The organism is Marinobacterium profundum (assembly GCF_001528745.1).
GTDB classification, from domain to species: domain Bacteria; phylum Pseudomonadota; class Gammaproteobacteria; order Pseudomonadales; family Balneatricaceae; genus Marinobacterium_A; species Marinobacterium_A profundum.
Window position 1 is genome coordinate 1 of record NZ_BCNS01000124.1, and the last position, 21,620, is coordinate 21,620.

At 58.0% G+C, this 21,620-nt stretch carries 18 protein-coding genes; 3 read left to right on the top strand and 15 right to left on the bottom strand.

The window, feature by feature from the left end:
- Positions 1-216: 216 nt before the first annotated feature.
- A complete protein-coding gene (locus MPRO_RS13450) occupies positions 217-846 on the bottom strand; it encodes a DUF2238 domain-containing protein (protein ID WP_067293379.1) in 630 nt (209 codons plus the stop codon).
- A 43-nt stretch (positions 847-889) separates the two neighbouring features.
- Between MPRO_RS13450 and MPRO_RS13455 the strand changes: the two genes are divergently transcribed.
- On the top strand, positions 890-1,576 hold the full coding sequence (locus tag MPRO_RS13455; protein WP_067293382.1) for a cupin domain-containing protein: 687 nt from the start codon (positions 890-892) through the stop codon (positions 1,574-1,576).
- Between the two features lie 10 nt (positions 1,577-1,586).
- Here the strand turns inward: MPRO_RS13455 and dtd are convergent, their stop codons facing one another.
- The 13 genes from dtd to MPRO_RS13520 form a co-directional block, all read right to left on the bottom strand.
- The gene (gene dtd / locus MPRO_RS13460) at positions 1,587-2,024 is read right to left on the bottom strand and encodes a D-aminoacyl-tRNA deacylase (protein WP_067293385.1); all 438 of its coding nucleotides are present in this window, start codon (positions 2,022-2,024) and stop codon (positions 1,587-1,589) included.
- A 113-nt stretch (positions 2,025-2,137) separates the two neighbouring features.
- Positions 2,138-3,088 carry a prolyl aminopeptidase gene (pip, locus tag MPRO_RS13465; protein ID WP_067293387.1) on the bottom strand — a complete coding sequence of 317 codons (951 nt, stop codon included), beginning with the start codon at positions 3,086-3,088 and terminating at the stop codon, positions 2,138-2,140.
- A gap of 105 nt (positions 3,089-3,193) precedes the next feature.
- Positions 3,194-3,964, bottom strand: a complete 771-nt coding sequence (locus MPRO_RS13470) for an SDR family NAD(P)-dependent oxidoreductase (protein ID WP_067293390.1) — start codon at positions 3,962-3,964, stop codon at positions 3,194-3,196.
- A 71-nt stretch (positions 3,965-4,035) separates the two neighbouring features.
- The gene (locus MPRO_RS13475; protein WP_067293392.1) at positions 4,036-4,821 is read right to left on the bottom strand and encodes an HpcH/HpaI aldolase family protein; all 786 of its coding nucleotides are present in this window, start codon (positions 4,819-4,821) and stop codon (positions 4,036-4,038) included.
- 181 nt (positions 4,822-5,002) lie between these two features.
- Positions 5,003-5,887 carry an SMP-30/gluconolactonase/LRE family protein gene (locus MPRO_RS13480; RefSeq protein WP_067293395.1) on the bottom strand — a complete coding sequence of 295 codons (885 nt, stop codon included), beginning with the start codon at positions 5,885-5,887 and terminating at the stop codon, positions 5,003-5,005.
- Positions 5,888-5,897: 10 nt separating this feature from the next.
- Positions 5,898-7,634, bottom strand: coding sequence for an L-arabinonate dehydratase (araD, locus tag MPRO_RS13485; RefSeq protein WP_067293398.1), 1,737 nt, complete (start codon positions 7,632-7,634; stop codon positions 5,898-5,900).
- A 13-nt stretch (positions 7,635-7,647) separates the two neighbouring features.
- Positions 7,648-8,853, bottom strand: a complete 1,206-nt coding sequence (locus MPRO_RS13490; RefSeq protein ID WP_067293401.1) for a Gfo/Idh/MocA family protein — start codon at positions 8,851-8,853, stop codon at positions 7,648-7,650.
- 119 nt (positions 8,854-8,972) lie between these two features.
- The gene (iolG, locus tag MPRO_RS13495) at positions 8,973-9,965 is read right to left on the bottom strand and encodes an inositol 2-dehydrogenase (RefSeq protein WP_067293404.1); all 993 of its coding nucleotides are present in this window, start codon (positions 9,963-9,965) and stop codon (positions 8,973-8,975) included.
- Positions 9,966-10,366: 401 nt separating this feature from the next.
- On the bottom strand, positions 10,367-11,422 hold the full coding sequence (locus MPRO_RS13500; protein WP_067293670.1) for a LacI family DNA-binding transcriptional regulator: 1,056 nt from the start codon (positions 11,420-11,422) through the stop codon (positions 10,367-10,369).
- Positions 11,423-11,631: 209 nt separating this feature from the next.
- Positions 11,632-12,669, bottom strand: a complete 1,038-nt coding sequence (locus tag MPRO_RS13505; RefSeq protein ID WP_067293407.1) for an ABC transporter permease — start codon at positions 12,667-12,669, stop codon at positions 11,632-11,634.
- A gap of 24 nt (positions 12,670-12,693) precedes the next feature.
- Positions 12,694-14,241: a sugar ABC transporter ATP-binding protein gene (locus MPRO_RS13510; protein ID WP_067293409.1), complete on the bottom strand. Its 1,548-nt coding sequence runs from the start codon at positions 14,239-14,241 to the stop codon at positions 12,694-12,696.
- Between the two features lie 99 nt (positions 14,242-14,340).
- Entirely contained in the window at positions 14,341-15,285 is a 945-nt protein-coding gene (locus tag MPRO_RS13515) for a sugar ABC transporter substrate-binding protein (protein WP_082708755.1), read from the bottom strand.
- Positions 15,286-15,449: 164 nt separating this feature from the next.
- Positions 15,450-16,349 (bottom strand): sugar phosphate isomerase/epimerase family protein, encoded by a 900-nt coding sequence (locus tag MPRO_RS13520; protein ID WP_067293412.1) that lies wholly within the window; start codon positions 16,347-16,349, stop codon positions 15,450-15,452.
- Positions 16,350-16,616: 267 nt separating this feature from the next.
- Here MPRO_RS13520 and iolD point away from each other — a divergent pair, with 267 nt between their 5' ends.
- Together iolD and MPRO_RS13530 are read left to right on the top strand one after the other, a co-directional pair.
- Positions 16,617-18,467 carry a 3D-(3,5/4)-trihydroxycyclohexane-1,2-dione acylhydrolase (decyclizing) gene (gene iolD, locus MPRO_RS13525; RefSeq protein WP_067293414.1) on the top strand — a complete coding sequence of 617 codons (1,851 nt, stop codon included), beginning with the start codon at positions 16,617-16,619 and terminating at the stop codon, positions 18,465-18,467.
- A 16-nt stretch (positions 18,468-18,483) separates the two neighbouring features.
- Positions 18,484-19,650 carry a Gfo/Idh/MocA family protein gene (locus tag MPRO_RS13530; RefSeq protein WP_067293417.1) on the top strand — a complete coding sequence of 389 codons (1,167 nt, stop codon included), beginning with the start codon at positions 18,484-18,486 and terminating at the stop codon, positions 19,648-19,650.
- 353 nt (positions 19,651-20,003) lie between these two features.
- Here MPRO_RS13530 and MPRO_RS13535 read toward each other — a convergent pair whose 3' ends face one another.
- Positions 20,004-21,620, bottom strand: a complete 1,617-nt coding sequence (locus MPRO_RS13535) for an MFS transporter (RefSeq protein ID WP_067293420.1) — start codon at positions 21,618-21,620, stop codon at positions 20,004-20,006.

The following is a 21,620-nucleotide window of genomic DNA, read 5'->3' on the forward strand; positions in this document are numbered from 1 at the left end:
ATTCTCGGGCAGCCTCCTAGCAGGGATATTGCTGCATAAACAACAAGCGAAATCCTGTTTTCTTTTATAATTCTACTTCTTGGCGCAAATACACTAACCCGGCCGTCCATGACACCTTGTGCGGTTTCGCAGGGTCTATCACTTGCGGTGCCGGTGTTTCCTGCCCTACAGCTCGATCGGGAGTCGAGTTGCAGAGGGCCCGCTAAAACATCCGCCTTAGGTGAGAGGGGCTAGCTTTGCCAACTGTCGGTCATGCAGGCCGCTGAGTAACCCCAGGGCACAAATGGCCCCGATCAGCGCCATGAGCATGTCGGACTGGGTATCCCAGATGTACCCCTGTGTGCCCAGGAAAGACTCGGCGGCCTCTGCGCTCAGCAGCGCGACCCACCATTCAATCAGCTCGTAAAAGGCGCTGAATGCGAGGCAAAAACAGACAACCAGAAAGGCGCGCCAGTAGTTGCCATTGACGACATTCAGGCGCAGCAATACCTCCCGGGCAGCTATGGCCGGCACAAACCCCTGGGCGAAATGCCCGACCTTGTCGTAGTTGTTGCGTGAACTGCCGCTCCATTGCGCAATCTGATCGAATAGCGGCACCTCAGCGTATGTATAATGCCCCCCTACCATCAGGATGATGCAATGTAGCAGGATCAGGCCGTAGCACAGCGGCGTGAGGGGGAAGCGATCCCGTGTGGCGGCGAGCAGGGCCAGGGCGACCAGGGCCGGCATGACCTCCAGCCACCAGGTCAGACGATCCTTGGGCCCAATGGCCGACCAGAGCAGCACGGCGCCAAATACCAGCAGCCACAGCAGTGCCGGGGTCTTGCGCTGAGTAACTGTATGCATAAGCGGCTCCTTGGCAACGAGCTCATAACATGAGGGTGCGAACATGATAGCAGTCAATGGTGATATGGCTCGGCGAGTCCATATCCACACAGACGACGAACCCTGGCAGCCAAGCCCGGGGGGCGAAGTACTGCGCAAGCGGCTGCACCTGGTGGGCACGGCCGAGGGTGGCGAGGTGACATCCCTGGTACGTTATCCAGAGGGTGCAAAATTTCCGCTGCATCCCCATCCCGCTGGGGAGGAAATCCTGGTGCTGGAGGGCATCTTTACCGACCAGGAAGGCGACTGGCCGGCGGGCAGCTATCTGCTCAGCCCTGAGGGCTATGAGCATGCGCCCTCATCGAAGGAGGGCTGTCTGCTGTTCGTGAAGTTGCGTCAGTACGCAGGACCCAGACACCATTTTTCGGTCACCACCAAGGCGCGGGACTGGCAGCCGAGGGAATCCGGCGTGGAGTTCAAGATGCTGTACCAGGAGAAAGATTATGCCGAAACCATGCGACTGGAGCGCTGGAGCCCGAGCATTTCGCTGGCACCGCGTGTCTATCCAGGCGGCGTTGAAATACTGGTGATCGAAGGCAGCTTTAACGACGAGCAGGGCGACTATCAACGTCACGACTGGCTACGCCTGCCGGCCGGTGCCAAGCATAGCCCGGCCAGCAAGACCGGCTGCAAGCTGTATATCAAGGAAGCGGGCCTGGCGGCACTCACTTCGGTGCCGACGGCGGATTAAAGCCTCAGGCTTAACTTTCCAGCAAAAAGGTCACGGGGCCATTGTTGGTCAGTGATACCTGCATATCAGCTCCAAAGCGCCCACAGGCCACGTCGGGATGCCGCTCGCTGGCCTGCTGCAGGAAGTAGTCATATAGCTGCTCGCCACGCTCAGGGCTGGCTCCTGATGAAAAACCGGGGCGCAGCCCCTTGCGGGTGTCTGCCACCAGAGTGAACTGGGATACGACCAGCAGGCCACCCCCGGATTGAGGCAGATTGAGGTTCATCTTGCCCTCCGCATCGCTGAAAATGCGATACCCCAATACCTTGCTCAGCAACTTGTCGGCCGCAGCCTGATCATCGTTGCGCTCGACACCCAGCAGTACCAGCATGCCCGCGCCAATTCGCCCAGTGCATTCCTCGCCCACCATCACCTGGGCCTGACTGACCCGCTGTATCAAAGCTTTCATCGCTGACTTTCCGTAACAATGCGAAAAAAGCTGATGCTAACACGGTTACAACTGACCGGCTGGCTTCATACTCGCACCTCGCACCTCGCACCTCGCACCTCGCACCTCGCACTTCAGGCCGGGCTAAGAGCGAAGTCGTCCGTGGCTTCCACCAGGTTGCTGATGATGCCAGGCTCGAACGCCGAGTGACCGGCGTCGCGCACCAGGTGCAATTCGGCCTGGGGCAGGGCCTGGTGCAAGGCATGGGCCTGCTCCGGCGGGCAGACGACATCGTAGCGTCCCTGCACAATGACGGTAGGAATGTCGCGGATGATATGGGCATCCCGCAGAATCTGGTTGGGTTCGAGGAACGCCTGGTTGACGAAGTAATGTGCCTCGATGCGGGCCATGGCCAGGGCGACGTGTGAATCAGCAAAGTGATCTACAACCTGGCTGTTGGGGTCCAGCGTCGAGCAACGACCCTCCCAGAGTGACCAGGCCTTGGCGGCGGACATGCGGCCAATTTCGTTGTCGGCGGTCAGACGACGGTGGTAGGCGCTTAGCATATCGCCGCGTTCTGCCGGCGGAATCGGCTGCTCGAACTGTGCCCAGTAGTCCGGGAACAAGGCATTGGCACCGCGCTGGTAAAACCACTGCAGATCCTGATCGCGGCACAGAAAAATGCCGCGCAGTATCAGGCCGCAGACCCGCTCCGGATGGGTTTGGGCATACACCAGACTCAGGGTAGAACCCCAGGAACCGCCAAACAGCAGCCAGCGATCTATGCCCAGCAGTGTGCGAATGCGCTCGATGTCGGCCACCAGGTGTGAGGTGGTGTTGTCCACCAGGGAGGCGTGGGGCTTGGAACGGCCACAACCGCGCTGATCGAACAGAATGATGCGATATTTGGTGGGATCAAAGAAACGCCGATGAGCCGCACCGCTGCCGCCCCCCGGGCCACCATGCACGAACAGCACCGGTATGCCCTGGGGGCTGCCGCTTTCTTCCACATAGAGGTTGTGGATATCGTCGACCTGCAAACGGTGTTCTGCGTAGGGTGGAAAGTCGGGATACAGGGTGCGCATGACCTAGCCTTTCATGGTGAGTGGGACAATGCTGTCGCTCAAGTATAAGACCGGTCCGCAGGCTGTAAAGAATCCCTTTGTATGTTCAGTGCCGGATTTGTGTATTCAGACGAGGCCACCGTCAACAATATAGGTCTGGGCGGTGATCATTTTGCTGTCGTCGGCGGCGAGAAAAAGCACCATGCGAGATACATCATCAGCCTCGAGTTTTTGATGCAGGCTTTGGTTGGCCAGTACTTCCTGCTCGAGTTTGGCATCCCACCAGAGATCCTTCTGGCGTGGTGTGATGACCCAGCCTGGCAGCACGGTATTGACCCTTATGTTCGAATGCCCCAAGTCGCGGGAAAGGGTTCGGGTCAGGCCTATAGTGCCGGCCTTGGCGGTGGCGTAGGGGGATATGTTGGCCGAGCGACGCATAAAGCTTGGTGAACTGAAGTTGATAATTGAGCCGCCGCCGCTGGCGGCCATGTCGTCGTGAACCGCCTGGCAGGCAAAGAATACATGGCGCAAATTCACCGCCTGCATGGCATCCCAGGCGGCAACGTCTATGTCCTTGAAGGCGTAGCGGGTATCCCGTGCGGCATTGTTGACCAGCACGCGAATAGGGCCCAGGGTTTCACTGGCCGTCGCGATTGCCTGTTGCAGTGCGGCTATGTCAGTAAGATCGCAGGCGATAAACAGCGGATCCCAGCTGCCCGTGCCGGCAAGCCTAGTACAGAGTTCCTTCGCGGCCGCCTGATCGATATCGACAAAGCAGACTTTGGATCCCTGGGCGACAAAATGCTCCACCATGGACGCGCCTATGCCTGTGGCACCGCCGGTGATAAAGACAGTCCGGTCTTTCAGGCTGGGATAGCGGCTGTATTCAGTGCTCATATCGGGTCTCCGGATCGATCTTGTCTATCGGGCTGCACGTCAGAAACGATTGGCTGCGCGTGCTGCGGCGGTTAATAAACGGCAGGGGCGTCGTTGCCCGCCGGATTAAAGTGTTTGAGGATCTGCTTGGAGCCCGACGCCAGCATGCGCACATCGGATCCGATGGTGACAAACTGGAATCCCTTGTCGATCATCTGTTGCGCGTATTCGGGCGTACCGTTGTGGATACCGGCGATCAAACCATGGGCCTTGGCGCGTGCCAGGATATGATCGATGGCATCTACCACGGCGGGCTCTGTCGGATCAAATTGTGGTTTGTAGCCCAGGGCGCTGGACAGGTCTGCCGGGCCTATATAAACCGCATCCAGGCCCTCGACAGACAGAATATCGTCCAGGTTTTCCAGCGCCTCCCGGGTTTCGATCATCGCGAAGCGCACTATGGTGTCGTTGGCCTGTGCAGGGTAGTCGGCACCGCCATAGAGAAAGGCCCGGATAGGTCCGTAACTGCGCGTGCCCTGGGGCGGATAACTAGTCGCACTAACCAGTAGTTCGGCATCGGCCCGGTTGTTGATCATCGGGCAGATAACGGCATAGGCACCGGCATCGAGGGTTTTCATCAGGAAGCCCGGATCCAGCCAGGGCACACGCACAATGGGTACCGTCTGGGTGGTCGATATGGCCGTGAGCATCTGCAGGGCGCTCTGGTAGTCGATAACGCCGTGCTGCATATCGATGGTCAGACTGTCCCAGCCCTGATGCGCCATGGTTTCAGCGGCAAAACTGCTGGGCAATGACAGCCAGCTGTTGATGACGCAGCCACCGGACTGCCAGATGGTTCTGAGTTGGTTTGCACGCATGAAACCTCTCCTTTTGGTGGATTAGTGTACTGTTGCACCCTATATGAAGCTTATAACGGCCCCTTTTTCCGCCATCCTGTGTTGTGCGTTGTCGCCATAACCCCACTATGACTCCGCCTCACGCCTTGTCTGGCGAAAAAATGATCGCGTTCTAAAGCACCACCAAGAATGCAACAGCACACTAGCCGCCACCGAATTTTGCGATGGGAACGCCTGGCACATCGACCTCCAGGGCGAAGACGCCCCCCGCCTGTGGATAGTCTTGCAGCGTCTGTGGCTGCAGACCGGTGCTTAACGAGGTGAGATAGAGGGTTTTCATGTCCGGCCCGCCGAAGCAGGGCATGGTCGGGGTCGGGCAAGGAACGGCCACCTGCCGGTCGAGCCTGCCATCAGGGGACCAGCGATTCAGTACCCCGGCAAAGACCCCGGCGCTCCAGTAATAGCCCTCCATATCGGTCGCGCCGCCATCGGGCATGCCATGTACGGCGCTGTCGGTTCGCACCAGTTCCCGCTTGTGGCTGAGGCAGCCATCCAGCAGGTTATAGTCCCAGGCCCAAATTGTGTGCGTGCGGGTGTCAGCGTGATAGAGGGTTCGGCCGTCTGGGCTCCATGCCAGTCCATTGGAAACGATCAGTTCATCCAGCACCTTGCGGCTGCTGCCATCGGGATCCAGCCGATAGAGCGCGCCAATGGGGCGGCTTTTTTGCTGCTCATCCATGGTGCCAACAAAGAAGCGCCCGTCCGGCGATACCTTGCCATCGTTGAAGCGGGTCTGGGCATTGGGCTCTCCCGCAGGCACATTGATCAGGCGCAGTGTCTGACCTTCAAAGTCAAAGTGATAGAGCCCGGAGCGCAGCGCCACCACTGCGCCACCCTGTTCACAGAGGCCGAAGGACCCCAGGGTTTCCGGCATCGGCCAGTGACGGCAAGCGCCACTGGCCGGCGTAAAACTGTGAATGGCGGGCGCCAGCAAGTCCGCCCAATACAGGGTTTGTGACTGGGCACACCAGACCGGAGATTCCCCCAGCTGTGCCTTGGCATCCAGTACGCAGGTGATAGCGCTCATGGCTGATTCCTCAGTAGATATCCGGCTCCGGCGTCGAGCCGGGGGCACCCTTCATAAAGTCGAAATCACAGCCCTGATCCGCCTGAGTGACATGGGCACGGTAAAGCGAGGCGTAGCCATGGGTATGGCGTGGGGTCGGCGCTTTCCAGGCACTGCGCCGGCGCTCCAGCTCCGCAGGATCCACCATCAGATCGAGGCGGCGCTCGCTCACATCGACTTCAATAATGTCGCCGGTCTGTACCAGCGCCAGGGGTCCACCCACTGCGGCTTCGGGTGATACATGCAAAATGCAGGCGCCATAGCTGGTGCCGCTCATGCGTGAATCAGAGATACGCACCATGTCGCGCACACCCTGTTCTAGCAGTTTTTTCGGTATCGGCAGCATGCCCCATTCGGGCATGCCGGGGCCGCCGACGGGGCCGCCGTTTTTCATCACCAGCACGGTATCGGCGGTTACATCGAGATCGTCGTCATCAATATGGGCCTTAAGCTCGGCGATGCTTTCAAACACCAGCGCCGGGCCGCTGTGCTTTAACAGCCGTGGATCAGCCGCAGTCGGCTTGATGATGGCGCCGCCGGGGGCCAGGGTGCCGCGCAGCACCGCAGTGCCACCGGCTTCCTGCACAGGGTTATCCAGCGAGCGAATAACTTCCGGGCGCCAGACTTCGGCATCCTTGATATTGTCATTCAGGGTGCTGCCATTCACGGTCATGACGTTCAGGTGCAAGCGTGATTTCAGCTGTGCCATCAGGGCAGGCAGACCGCCAGCATAGTAGAAATCTTCCATCAGATACTCGCCGGAAGGCTGGATGCATGCCAGCAGCGGAACACCGGCGGCGATGCGATCGAAGTGCTCCAGATCCAGCGGAACGCCGACACGCTTGGCCAGTGCAATCAGGTGGATGATGGCGTTGGTTGAGCCACCAATGGCCATATCGACGGCAATGGCGTTATCAAATGCCTCGGCGGTCAGGATGTCGGTGGGCTTAAGGTCTTCCCATACCATCTCCACGGCCCGGGCGCCGCTGGCGTAGCACATGCGGTTGTGGTTCGAGTCGACGGCCGGAATACAGGAGGCTCCTGGCAGACACATGCCCAGAGCCTCGGCGATGGACATCAGGGTGGCGGCGGTTCCCATGGTCATGCAGGTACCGGGGGAGCGGGCAATACCGTCTTCAATGCCGGACCAGGTTTCATCGCTGACATTGCCGATGCGGCGCTCATCCCAATATTTCCAGACATCGGTACCGCTGCCCAGGGTTTTGCCACGCCAGTTGCCACGCAGCATGGGCCCGGCCGGGACATAGATTGTCGGCAGGTTCATCGAAGAGGCGCCCATCAGCACGCCGGGCGTTGTCTTGTCACAGCCGCCCATGACCACGGCGCCGTCTATGGGATAGCTGCGCAGGGTTTCCTCGACCTCCATGGCAAGCAGGTTTCGGTACATCATGGCGCTGGGTTTCATCAGCTGCTCGCCGAGCGACAGCGCGGGAAGCTCAACGGGAAAGCCGCCGGCCGCGGTGATGCCGCGCTTGATGTCCTTGATGCGCTCGGGGAAATGCGAGTGGCAGGTATTGAGGTCGTTCCAGGTATTGACGATACCGATAATCGGACGCCCGACAAATTCCTCGCTCCAGTACCCCATTTGCTTGGCGCGGGAACGGTGGCCAAAGGAGCGCAGGTCGTCAGGAGCAAACCAGCGGTTGCTGCGCAGATCTTCCGGCTTTTTTTTATGTGTATTAGTCATGGCTTTACCTTGTTTATCGGTGATCTGTCACAGTTGTACCGGTTTGCAGGTCCGGGCCGCAGGGCTCCCAGCTACCGCCATTTTCGCTGGAGCGCAGGGCCGCCTGTACAAAGCGCACGCCGCTGGCGCCGTCCTGCACATTGGGGTACCAGAGCGACAGAGGCTCAGGTGCGCAGCCGGTCTCGGTGGCGACTATGGCTTCGGCGAGATCGGAGTACAGATTGGCAAAGGCTTCGCGATAGCCTTCCGGATGGCCGATGGCTATGCGCGTGACACGATTCGCCGCCTCGCTCAGACCCGGTCCACCCTTGGTAAAGGTGGCCACAGGCGCATCCAGGCGGCGATAGATAAGCTCATTGGGCTGTTCCTGATGCCATTCGAGCCCACCCTTGCTGCCGAATATGCGCAGGTAAAGGCCGTGGGTGGCACCGGCTGCCGCCTGTGTTATCCACAGCATGCCGCGGGCGTTGTTGGCGTAGCGCAGCTGAATGCCGGCGTAATCATGGGCTTCGCGCCCTGGCACAACCGTGGTCACATCCGCATTGATCTGCGCGGGCTCCATGCCGCTGACATAGGACGCCAGGTGGTAGGAGTGGGTCGCAATATCACCCAGGATGAGAGAGGGGCCGGCGATGGTCGGGTCCATGTGCCAGTTCTGTCCCCGCTGTTCGGACTCGGTCAGCTCGGCGAGGTGGCCCTGAACATATTCACACTGAACCATGCGAATCTCGCCCAGTTCACCGGCCTCAACCATGGCGCGAGCCTGCCGTACCATGGGGTAACCCGTATAGCCGTAGGCAACGCAGAACTGGCGATCCGAGGCTTGAACCCGATTGACCAGATCCTGGGCTTCGTCCAGATCGTTGGTCAGGGGTTTTTCACACATAACGTGAAAACCGGCTTCAAGCGCCAGGCAGGAGAGTCTGTAGTGGCTGTTGTTCGGCGTCATGATGGCGACGAGGTCCATACCGTCGGCGCGATCCGCTTCTGCCGCGAACATTTCCTCAGCGCTGCTGTAGGCGCGAGAAATACCCAGCTCTTTGGCTGCCGACAGGGAACGCTCAGGGTCGGATGACAGCACACCGGCGACCACTTCATACATTTCTTCAAGTACGGCTGCGCCGCGATGTACGCTGCCGATAAAGGAGCCTGGGCCGCCGCCAATAACACCCAGGCGCAGGCGGCGTCCGAGTTTCTTCATGACTGGGTTGCTGGTCATCTAGGTTTCTCCTGTGGCGTTTGAGGCCGCAGCGTTCAAATGAATAGGGGTCAGCACGCCTGGGCTTTGCCTCAGTTGCGCGACCCTGTCTGTTCGGGTTCGCACTGCTGTGGCTGGCGTTACAGTTTGACGATTTGTCCTGTTTCCAGGGACTGCTGGGCCGCATTGGCCATAAGCAGGGCAAGCTTGCCATCCTGGAACGACGGTGACACCGGTTTGCCTTCAATCACGGCGGCGATAAAGGCATCGAGCTGCAGTCTGTAGGAGTCGTGGTAGCGGGTGATAAAAAAGTCCTGCAGCGGCTCACGGGCATCGGTTGCGGTTGCGGTATGGCGTGTGACCGAGGTCGGAGTCTGGTTATTGGATAGAATCATGCCGGCCGAGCCAAAGGCCTCGATACGCTGGTCATAGCCATAGACCGCGCGGCGCGAGCAGTTGATGTGGCACAGTGCGCCTGAGGCAAACTGGATGATGGCCATGGCTGTATCCACATCGCCGAATGTGCTCAGTTCCTTATCGACCAGGACGCCGGCCATGACGCTGATCGACACAGGCGTATCGTTCATGATGTAACGCGCCATGTCGAAGTCATGGATCATCATGTCTCGGAACAGACCGCCCGAATGTTTAAGGTATTCCGCTGGCGGCAGGCCAGGGTCCCTGCTGGTGATGACCAGGCTTTCAAGCTGGCCCATCTCACCGCTTTGAACCGCGCGTTCAACAGCCTTGTGGCTGGGGTCGAAACGACGGTTAAAGCCCATTTGAATCGGCACGTCGCAATCTTTTATTTCATCCAGGCAGCGGTCGACCTTGGTGATATCCAGATCAATCGGCTTTTCGCACAGAATGGCTTTGCCGGCCTTGGCTGCGCGAATGATGAGATCAACGTGGGTGTCAGTGGGCGTGGCTATCAGAATGGCCTGGACCTTGGGGTCAGCCAGGGCCTGTTCAACGGCTTCAATAGCGGTTGCGCCATACTGGGAGGCAACGTCCTGGGCGACTGGGGTGTTGACATCAAATACATAGGCCAGGCTGGCGTGCGGATGGGCGGCAATGTTGGCGGCGTGCATTCTGCCGATGCGCCCTGCACCGAATAAGGCAATATTAAGCATTCGGGAATCTCCATCCTTTGTTGTTATAAGTCGATCATTGTTATGAATCGATCTTGTTGGGTGGGCTGGGTAGCGCTGCTTGTCGTGCGGGTCAGACCAAACGCCTGCCGGATCGAGTCGCGATACCTCAATGTGCCTGTTGCTATTAAATGAAAACCTTTTCATAAATGCAACAGAAAATATGCCCCATAAGGGTCTTTGTACGAGATTTACTCGATTTGGTTGAAAACGTTTTCTCTTTCTGGGGTGGGTGCAGCAATTCGGCACTGGATCTGGGTGAGCGGGTGAGGAGCGGTCTCTGCGCGCAGGGATGAGCAGTGGCTGATGGACTCTGGTGCAGGTGGCCGGCGAGCAAGCCCGGCTGAAGAGTGACGCAGCGCTGGAGGCAGGCGCGCCTTGCGCTATTCGGCTTGGGTGGGAATAGCCCGGGTCGAGCCCCGTGTTACCAGGGTGCAGGGCAGAGTGAAGTTTTTCGGCTCAATGGAGGTATCCTTGATCTGTTCGAACAATGCGGTGACAGCGGTGTTGACCATGTCAGTGAATGGCTGGCGAATAGTGGTCAAATCGTAAGCCCGGCTGGCGGCAAGGCGAATATCATCGACGCCAATGACGCCGACATCTTCAGGTACTTTGAGCCCGAATTCGTAACGGATGGCATCCATGCCGCCACAGGCCATGATGTCATCGAGATAAAAAATTGAGTCGGGTTTGTCGGTGGAGGCGAACAGTTTGCAGGTCGCCTCGTAGCCAGAGTCATAGCTGTGCCGGTTGCCTTCGGTGGTCGTCCACTCGGTACAGCCGCGCTCAATCAGCCGGGTAATGAATCCCCGCTGCCGGTCGGTAGTGGTCGAGACGCTGGTGGTGGCGCCGACAAACGCCGGCCTTGTATAGCCCGCATCGAGCAGTATGTCCGCCGCCATGCGCCCGCCCGCCACGTTGTCGCAGGACACTATGGTTGCCGGTGCATTGCGGGAGTGATGACCGAAAATGACCACGGGTGTGTTTCTGCGCTGACAGGCGCTGATCAGTTCATCCGGCAGGGAGGAGGAGGTCACGATAAGCCCATCGACGTGATATTCCATGATCAGCTCCACCGCTTCGGTGACACTTTTTTGCGGCCCGACGTTGATCAGCAGGCTGTGGCAGTTGTGTGCCTGAATGGCGGAGGTCAAATCGCTGAGGATAGACAGGTAGGCGGGGTTTTCGAAGTCCGTCATCAAAATGCCGATGAGACTGGAATTCGATTTGAGCCCGCGGGCCAGGCGATTCGGTTTGTAGCCCAGCTTTTCCGCCGCGGCGAAGACCTTGGCCCTGGTTTTGGGCGCGCAGCTGCCAGTGGGGTTAAAAGCCCTGGATACCGCGGATATAGAGACCTGTGCTTCAGCCGCGACCTCGGTAATGGTGATGTTATCCGGGTATGGGCTGAGTTTTTGTGAGGGCTTGATTGGGCTGCTCAAAAAAAATTCCTGAAGAGTTTGGGCTGTGCAGCTGCGCCAGTGCTGATTCTCGCAGTAAAGCCGCATTCTGAATTTGCTGATTTACTATACTGGCGCGGGCGCTGGATTGGTATACAGCAATCGCACAGAGACGTTGTTGATATTGTATCTCTGCGCAGATTTTATGCCGGCGCCAGCAGTGCGCTTTTACCGGCAATCTCCTGGATGCGTCAGGTTTTCTTGCTGCGCTTGTTCTGGCGATGCATGTCTACGACCACGGCGACAATAATAATCGCGCCCTTGATGATGTCCTGATAGTAGGCATCGACCCGCAGGAAGGTGAAGCCCGACAGCATTACGCCAAGGATCAGGGCGCCGATCACGGTGCCGGTGATGCGACCGCGTCCACCAGTCAGGGATACACCGCCGATAACAGCCGCGGCAATCGCATCCAGCTCGTACATCATGCCCATGCCCGCCTGGGCGGTCTTGATGCGGGCGATGGCGACCATGGCGGCCAGGCCTGCCAGCAGGCCTGCAATCATGTAGACCTTGATCAGGTGGGATTCGATGTTGATACCGGATACGCGCGCCGCCTGGGGGTTGGCACCTATGGCGTAGGTGAACTTGCCAAAGCGGGTGTAGCGCATAACGATATGGAACACGGCGGCGACGACCAGGAAGATAACCACCGGGGCCCAGCGACCCATGCCGTTACCCAGCATGGCGAAGCTTTCGGTGAAGCCGGAAACCGGGCTGCCATCGGTGTACCAGCGCGCGATACCGCGGGCCGAGACCATCATGCCCAGGGTGGCAATAAAGGGCGGGATTTTGGTTTTGGTGATCAGCCAGCCGTTAACAAAGCCGGCGGCTGCACCCACGGCCAGGCCAACCATCAGCGGGATGAACCAGGGCAGATCCACCAGTGCCGGGTGAATGATTTTCGGCCAATTGGCATCCTGGGCGAAGGTGGCCGCCACCATGGCGCTCATGGCGACGACGGAGCCGGACGACAGATCGATACCGCCAGTAATGATGACCTGGGTCACGCCGACGGCAATGATGCCGATGACGGAGACCTGCAGAATGATGATCTGCAGGCGACTGATGTTGCCCAGAAAACTCTGGCCGACGAGGAACCAGCCGAGGACTTCGAAGAAGGCGGCGATGCCGAACAGAACCAGCAGAATACTGACTTCCTGGGGCAGGCGCCTTTTGGAGGGTGCCTCCAGCGTGGCATTAGGCGTTGTTGCAGTGTGGGTTGTCATAATTGACCTCTCATATTCCCATTATTATTGTGAAGCCAGATCCATGACGGCGACCTGATTGGCATCTGCACGATCCAGAATGCCGGTACAGTGGCCCTCGTGCATGACCACAACGCGGTCACTCATGCCCAGTACTTCGGGCATTTCGGATGAAATCATGATCACCGCCACACCGTTATGGGCCAACTGGGTGATCAGGCTGTGAATCTCAGCCTTGGCGCCGACATCGATGCCGCGGGTGGGTTCATCGAGAATCAGAATTTTGGGGTTGGTCAGCAGCCAGCGACCGATCAGCACTTTCTGCTGGTTACCGCCGGACAGGTTTTCGATGCACTCGTGCATGTTCGGCGTTTTTACACGCAACTTCTGGCTGATTTCCAGGCAGACCTTTTCAAGTTTGGCCTCCTGCACGAAACCATATTTCACAAAGTCATCGTGGATAACGGCCATCTGGGCGTTTTCCTGGATATCCAGCGGCAGGAAGCAGCCGGTCTCCTTGCGATCCTCGGTCAGGAAGGCCATGCCCAGTTTGATGGCATCATGGGAGGTCTTGATCGACACTGTCTTGCCATTGATCTCGATGCTGCCGGAGCTGGCCGGTGTCACCCCAAACAGGGTTTCCGCCACGTTAGAACGGCCCGAGCCCACCAGACCTGCAAAGCCGAGGATTTCGCCGGCGCGCACATCGAAGGAGACATCCTGGAAGACGCCATCAAGGGTCAGGTTCTTCACCGACAGCACCACATCGCCCAGCTTCACCTCTTCCTTGGGGAACATCTGGGTGATTTCGCGGCCGACCATCATCTGAATGATGTCGTCGCGGGTCACATCCGCAGAGGGGTGGGTGGCGATGTAATGGCCATCGCGGAACACCGAGAATTCGTCGGCAATCTCAAACAGCTCATTCATCTTGTGGGTGATATAAACGATACCGATGCCCTGTTCGCGCAGACCCCGGATGATCTCGAACAGGTGCGCCACTTCCTTCTCGGTAATGGCGGAGGTGGGCTCGTCCATAATCAGTACATCTGAGTTGAAGGATACCGCCTTGGCAATCTCTACCATCTGGCGGTTGGCCACCGAGAGTTCGCTCACCTCGGCGTCCGGATCCAGAGTAATGTTGAGCCGGTCAAACAGCTCGGTGGTCATCTGGCGCATCTGGGCGTGGTTCACCAGCCCGAAGGCGTTACGCGGTTCGCGACGAATCCAGATATTCTCCGCCACCGTCATGGAATTCATCAGCAACAGCTCCTGATGAATCATGGCGATACCGGCTTCCTGTGCCGCCAGGGGCGTGGCCAGGTGTACGGCTTCACCGCGCAGCCGGATCTCGCCGGCGTCGGGGTGGTAGATACCGGCAATGATCTTCATTAGCGTCGATTTGCCGGCACCGTTCTCGCCCATCAGAGCGTGTACAGTGCCCGGGCGTACGCGCAGCGAGACGTTATCCAGCGCGACTACACCTGGGAATTCCTTGCGTGCATTGACGATTTCAAGCACGTATTCATACGGTTTGGCCTGAGGAATTGCGCCCTTTGACGGCACCGCTTCCACCTGTGATGCGTTAACCATAACGCAACCCCTCCTGTTTTATTGAGCGTGAGGGACTGTTGACGCTGGCGACAGAATCTGGCCGCCAGCGTCAACAGTCCCTAAGGGTAGTGGAGTCTGTTAGCGCATGTACTTTTCAAAGTTGGCGGGGGTCACCAGCTCAAAAGGAACCCATACCTTCTGCTCAATCTTTTTGCCGGCGACCAGTTGGATGGCAGCATCGACAGCGCCTTTGCCCTGTCCGGCAGCATCCTGGAATACAGTCACGTCGATTTCGCCTGCCCTGATGGCGGCCAGTGCGTCGGGAGTGGCATCAATGCCGGCAATCACGACTGAATCCATGGCGCGGCCTGTGGCCTTGAGTGCCTGTACGGCGCCTATGGCCATTTCATCGTTGTTGGCGATAACAGCGTCAAATTCGATACCCGCCGAGATCCAGTTGGTCATCAGGTCGCTACCTTCGGTGCGGGACCATTTGGCGGTCTGTTCGGCAACCACTTCCAGGCCTGAGCATTCCGGTGTGGCGATAACATCGTGAATGTCCTTGGTGCGCTGAATGGCCGCCTGGTTGGACAGCTCGCCCATCATGACCACGACTTTGCCCTTGCCACCCAGCAGGCGGCAGACTTCCTTGGTTTGCAGGGTACCGGAGTCGACTTCGTTGGAGGCAACGAAAGCCTGATTGTCGGGCAGTGAATCAACGTTGATTGGCTGGCGGTTTACATACACCAGGGGAATGCCCGCTGCGGCGGCGTCATCGCTCATGGAAATGGTGGCGTCGGTGTCCACCGGGTTGACGATGATGGCGTCTACGCCCGAAGCGATAAAGTTCTGAATCTGATTGAGCTGGTTGCCCACTTCGGCTTTGGCATCTTCAACCTGAAGCTCTACGTTGACGTCGTCAGCGTAGCTTTGCATGCCGGTACGCAGTGCGGTGAGAAAGTTATCGTCAAATACCGAAATGGCAACGCCGATTTTGAGTTGTTCGGCCGCCATGGCCATTGAAGAGGTGCCGATCAGGGTCGCCAGAAGGGTGTGCTTCATTATTTTTTTTGCGTTGATCATGACTTTCTCCGGGGTTCCGTCCTGATGGACGGTTTTGTTTATATTTATTGATCTTGTTGGGCGCTGATCGCCCAGGCCTTACTTTAATTTCCTGGTTTTACGCTTTGAGGGGCGAACAGGCTGTCCGTTGCCGTTCGCCAGGTCTGGTGTTATGTGCCTGGTGCTTAGCCGCGCAGGACTGCATCCTGGATAAAGGACAGGCTTTGGCGTGCATTTTCCAGTGAACTGTTGTTCAGCGCAGCGGGATCCACGTCCTGTTCTACGGTCACCCAGCCATCAAAGGCGAGGTCGATCAGTGTCTGGCGCAGTTGCTGGAAATCGACAGAACCCTGGCCGAGTGGGCAAAAAACGCCCTGACCAATGGCCTTGTAGAAATCAGTCCCCTGGGCGACAACCTGCTCCAGAACCTTGCCGTTGATGTCCTTGAAATGCAGGTACTTGACGCGATCGGCGTAGGTGCGGATCAGTTCTGAAGGATTGATGCCGGCGTATGTGCAGTGGCCTGAATCGATGCACAGCTTGACGATGCTCTCGTCCAGGTCATTCATGGCGCGATCGATTTCGTCGCGGTATTCGATGTAGGTGCCTGCGTGCGGATGCAGTACGGGAATGATGCCGTACTCGTCCTGGCAAATGCGCGAGAGTTCATTGATGGTTTGCATCATGCCCTTCCACTGTTCTGGCGGCAGGCGGTCTGCGGTCAGAATCTGGCCGGCCTGGTCAGTACGCGGTGAAGAGACGTGGTCGATAACAACCATGTACTTGGCGTTCTGGGGCTGCAGGACCTTGCAGGTGGCATGGGTGTAATCAAGGATTTCCTGTCGACGTGACGGATCGTGCAGGTGCTTGAATATGGTGCCTGCGATGAGCTGCAGGTCACGCTGAGCCAGTTCCGCCTTGAGCTGCTGCACATCGGTAGGGAAGTAATTCAGTGGTCCAAGCTCAGTCGCTTTATAGCCGGCCTGGGCAATCTCGTCGAGCACCAGGCTCCACTTCGGATTGCTCGGATTGTCAGCGAACTCGATACCCCAGGAGCAGGGGGCGTTAGACAGGCGAAGCTGCATGATTATTATTCCTGTGAGCGGGTTGGTCGTTAAGTCTGCAACCTTTATATGAAAACGTTATCATCATTGCAACCATTAAATAGTGTTTGGTGGCTATTAAAACCACTTTTTTGGTGTATTCAGGGTTTTTGATCAAAAAACAACGAAAACGTTTGCAAAAACAGTAAGGCTCATTGATAGTTCGATCCAAGAGGGGCTGGTGCTGACGACTGCCGTCTGCAGTACCTAGCCACAGGTGCATATCGTAATAATAATAGGTGAGCCTCTATGGAAACCGTACGTTTGACCTTGGCCGAAGCGCTTGCGCGCTACCTGTCGGCGCAGAAAATTGAAGTGCAGGGAGAGCGGGTTCCGCTGTTCGGCTGTTCATTTGCCATCTTTGGTCACGGCAATGTGACCTGCCTTGGGCAGCAGCTGAAAAACATTGAGGATACGATCCCCACCTGGCGCGGCCAGAACGAGCAGTCCATGGCAACGGCAGCGATTGCCTATGCCAAGGCAAACAAGCGCCAGCGCATCGGTATTGCCTCTGCCTCCATAGGCCCGGGGGCGACCAATATGCTCACGGCGGCCGGCATTGCCCATACCAACCGCTTGCCGCTGCTTATGTTTGCAGGTGATGCCCATGTCAGCCGCTTGCCGGATCCGGTGCTGCAGCAGACGGAGCATTTTCATAACCCGGCGCTGACCGTTAATGACGCCTTCAAGGCCGTGACCCGTTATTGGGACCGTGTGGTGCACCCGGCGCAGCTGCTGCAGACATTGCCCCAGGCGATCGAAACCATGCTGGATCCTGCCACCTGTGGCCCGGTTTTCATTGGCCTGCCGCAGGATATTCAGGGGCTGGCCTATGATTATCCAGAGGCGTTTTTCGCTGAGCGCATACACCGTATTCGCCGGCCTGAAGCTGAGCAGGTCGAACTTGAAGCTGCGGTTAAAATTCTGCAGTCGGCACGCCGACCACTGATTATCAGTGGTGGTGGAGTACATTATTCCGATGCCTGTGACGCGCTCTTGCAACTGGCTGAAGCACACAATATTCCCGTAGTGGAAACCATTGCAGGGCGCGCAACGCTGCTGCAAAGCCATCGTCTTAATGGTGGCCCCATAGGTGTAACGGGTTCCAACTCAGCCAACTATCTGGCTGGCCATGCCGACGTGGTACTGGCAATCGGTACGCGCTTGCAGGACTTTACCACCGGCTCCTGGTCTGTCTTCCGTGACCCGGATCTCAAAATCATATCGCTCAACGTTGCCCGGTTTGACGCCACCAAGCACTTTGCACTGCCGCTGATTGCGGATGCCAGGAGCGGGATGACTCGACTGAATAACCTGCTGGGTGACTTCCGTGCGGATGATGCCTGGGCGCAAAGTGCGTTTGACGAGGCGGAAAAGTGGAAGGCGCTGTGCGCGCAGCGGGCTGAAGTCATACCCGGAACAGATGCCTCCTATGCCCAGGTTATAGCGGCGGTAAACCGCCTGCAGGAGCCCGGCGATACCGTGCTTGCAGCCGCAGGTGGATTGCCGGCAGAGCTCAATATGAACTGGCAGTCCAGGCAGCTGGGCAAGTTCGATATCGAATTTGGCTTCTCCTGCATGGGTTACGAAATCGCGGGTGGCTGGGGTGCCAAGATGGCAAACCCGGACAGCGACGTCGTTGTGCTGGTAGGGGATGGCTCCTACATGATGATGAACTCGGATATCTACAGCTCGGTGCTGAGTGGCCACAAGCTGATCGTTGTGGTGTGCGACAACGGGGGCTATGCGGTTATCAACAAGCTGCAGAACAATACCGGCAATGAGTCCTTCAATAATCTGCTGAAAGATTGCCGTCGCACCGTGCCGGACGTTGCCAGGGTCGACTTTGTCATGCATGCGCAGGCACAGGGTGCCCGCAGTGAAAAAGTCGCCAGCATGGCGGACTTCGATGCGGCCTATGCTCGGGCGAAAGAATCGGATCGGACTTACGTGATCGTGCTCGACATTGACTCCACCAAGTGGTCCTCCTGTGATTGCTGGTGGGATGTCGGTTTGCCTGAAGTGACACGCAATGAGCGCACTGCTAAGGCTGTAAGTGATTTTGGTTTGGGTCGCAAATATCAGCGGCAAGGCATATAAGAGAGGGCTCTGAGTCATGTTTAACGAAGAAAAACGTTTTTCCCAGCCCATTCGCTGGGCAATGGTCGGCGGCGGACGCGGCAGTGAAATTGGCTATGCGCACCGTGCTGCGGCTCAGCGCGATAACCTGTTCAAGCTGACGGCGGGCGCCTTTGACCTTGACCCTCAGCGCTGCCAGGATTTCGGTACCAGCCTGGGCGTTGATCCGCAGCGTTGCTACGCGGATTACACCCAGATGTTTGCCGCCGAGGCTCTGCGTGAAGACGGCATTCAGGCCGTTTCAATCGCGACCCCCAATTGCAGCCACTATGCCATCAGCCGTGCGGCGCTGGAGGCGGGCTTGCACGTTATCTGTGAAAAGCCGGTGACCTTCAGCGTGACTGAAGCTGAAGACCTGAAGCAGTGTGCGCAGGCGCGTAACCTTGTCTTTGGTGTCATGTATGGCTATTCCGGCTTCCAGATGCTGCACCAGGCGCGTGAAATGGTACGCCGCGGTGATATAGGTGCCGTACGGGTGGTTAACATGCAGTTTGCCCACGGCTTTCACAATGAGGCGGTGGAACAGCATAGCCCTGGCGCCCGCTGGCGCATGAATCCGGAAGTCTCAGGCCCGACCTATGTGCTGGGTGATCTGGGTACGCATATTTTCTATACGGCCCAGCTGATTACAGGCCTGGCGGTAGATAAGCTGTGCTGTCATCGCCAAAGCTTTATCGAGACGCGGGCACCATTGGAAGACAATGCTCATGTCATGATGCAGTTTGAAGGCGGTGCTGTAGGTACCCTGTGGGCCAGTGCGGTTAATGCGGGCTCAATGCACCAGCAGAAAATTCGTATTGTGGGCGAGAAGGCGAGTCTTGAGTGGTGGGACGAGCAGCCCAACCAGCTGCGGTACGAAGTGCAGGGCGAGCCTGTGCGCATACTGGAGCGTGGCATGGGTTATTTGCACAACGACTCGAATGCGGTGAGCTGCAATCGTATTGGTGGCGGTCATGCCGAGGGCTTCTTTGAGTCCTGGGCAAACCTTTACCACCGTTTCGGTACGGCCATGGATGCGGCTGGTCGCGGTGAAGCGCAGCCCGATCTCTGGTATCCGGATATCGATGCCGGTATCGACGGCGTGCGCTTGCTGGAATGCTGTGTAGAGTCGGCGGATAACCAGTCTGGCTGGGTCAAATTCTAAACGACAATCTTTGGTGAGAACCCACCCGGGGCCAGGCTTTTGGCCCCGGGTTTTTTTTTGCGATATCGAGTCTGTAAAGCCCCTCGCTTTTTCAAACTCAGCTACATCGGCGTATCAGAGTTCTGGTGCCGTGAGTTGTTATGGCGAGAGCCACATTTAGTACTATTAACCCGGTGGACAAATAGGTTCCCTCCCTATTTGTCCGTCACGCCAGAAAAACTAGCGCAAGTGCATGGACTTGCTGGTTTTTCTGGCGTTCGCATTGGCCTGCGGCCAATGATGAAGCATCCCTGCTTCATGTATTAACCCGCCGGGTTAATATTCCTGTTTCAATCAGGCCGCGCCGAGCTGTATCAAGCGGCCGACGGCTCTTCTTTTGGCTGTTCCCGCAGGCCTTCGATGATACTGCGCACCGCCTGGGCTTCTGCCGCGCTGGCGCCGGCGACCAGACCCTCCTCGATCAGACTGTTGATACGCTCCTTGTGCAGTGCGAACAGCTCGTGCAGTGATTGGGTAATCTCCAGCCGCTGTTCGGGGTAGAGCTCGACCAGCAGTTGCATCAGGTGGCCAGACTGTTTGGGCAGGGTCAGCACCATCTTGGTGGCGACATCGCTGGGCTGCAGGTCAGCGCTTTCCAGGGTGACACGGATCAGTTCAGCCGGATCCCTGGGCTGCTGGCGCAGCGCCACCAGCAGCAGTTTGAGGGCCGGCTCTTCGATCTGGGCGATGCTGTAGTCAACGCGTGGATCCAGCTTGGATGAACCCAGGGACGTAGGTTGAGTGGTAACGCGGTAGGGCGCACTGGCGCTCAGGCGTTCGGTGCGGATAAAGAACTTTCGTACCAGCAGGAAGATGATCACGGCGGCGTGGACAACGATGAGGTAGTAGTACAGCCAGATGCTTTCGAAAGCGCTCATCAGAAAACCCGCGGTGATCGGGCCAATAACACCCCCTACACCCAAAATGATCTGCAGCGTGCTGGTGGCGGGCATGGCGTCTTTAAGATCGATATGATCGAACACCTGAGTCACCGCCAGCGGGAACAGGGCCACGCCCGAACCGCCGGATACCAGGAACACCATTACCAGCAGTCCGGTGGGCAGGCCAACGAAGTAATCAAATACAATCAGCAGGTTGCTGGTAATACCCAGGGTCATCAAGCCCGCCGCGACTGAGCGCTTGTCGTAGCGGTCGGCGAGCCAGCCGGCGGGATACTGGGTCAGCAGGCCGCCGAGCTGATAGGAGCCCAGAATCAGGGATAGCCAGACGCCGGTAAAGCCGCGCTCATAGGCATAGAGTGAGATGAGCGACACACTGGCGGCGCTGATCAGGCCGGCGCAGAAGCTCGACAGGGTGCCGGAGGGGGAGTAGGCCCAGAGCTTTTTCAGCGACATGGCGCGGGCGCGTTCGGTCGCTTCGGGCACCGGGATGCGGCTCATGGACATGATAATCAGCGAGATGCACAGGAAGATGCTGATGATGCCGAACAGGCGTGGATCGCTGTCGACCGAGAGGTTCAGCAGGAAGGGTGCGCTGCCAAAACCCAGGGCGATACAGATCTGGTAGATACTGAAAATTTTGCCGCGGTTGGTACTGTCGCTCAGCACGTTAAGCCAGCTTTCCAGGGTAATAAAACCGGTCACGAAGCTGAAACCGGCCAGCAGGCGCAGCAGGCCGGTGAGCCAGATGTTGGTGAGATAGCTGTGGGCCACGGCAATGATGGCCAGGGTCGCGGCCATGCTGGCAAAAGCCCGGATATGCCCGACCCGGTGCACAGCCCTGGAGGCGAAGAGTCCCGCCAGTACGGCGCCGGCGGCATACATACTCATCGCCACACCTATGTCCGAGGTGGCGACACCCTGATCGCTCATGCGGATGGGCAGTAATACAAAGAATAGATTGAGACTGGCAGCGTAGGCGGTAATCGCAAACAGGATAGGGCTGATACGGTACAGAAGCTTTTGCTGCAT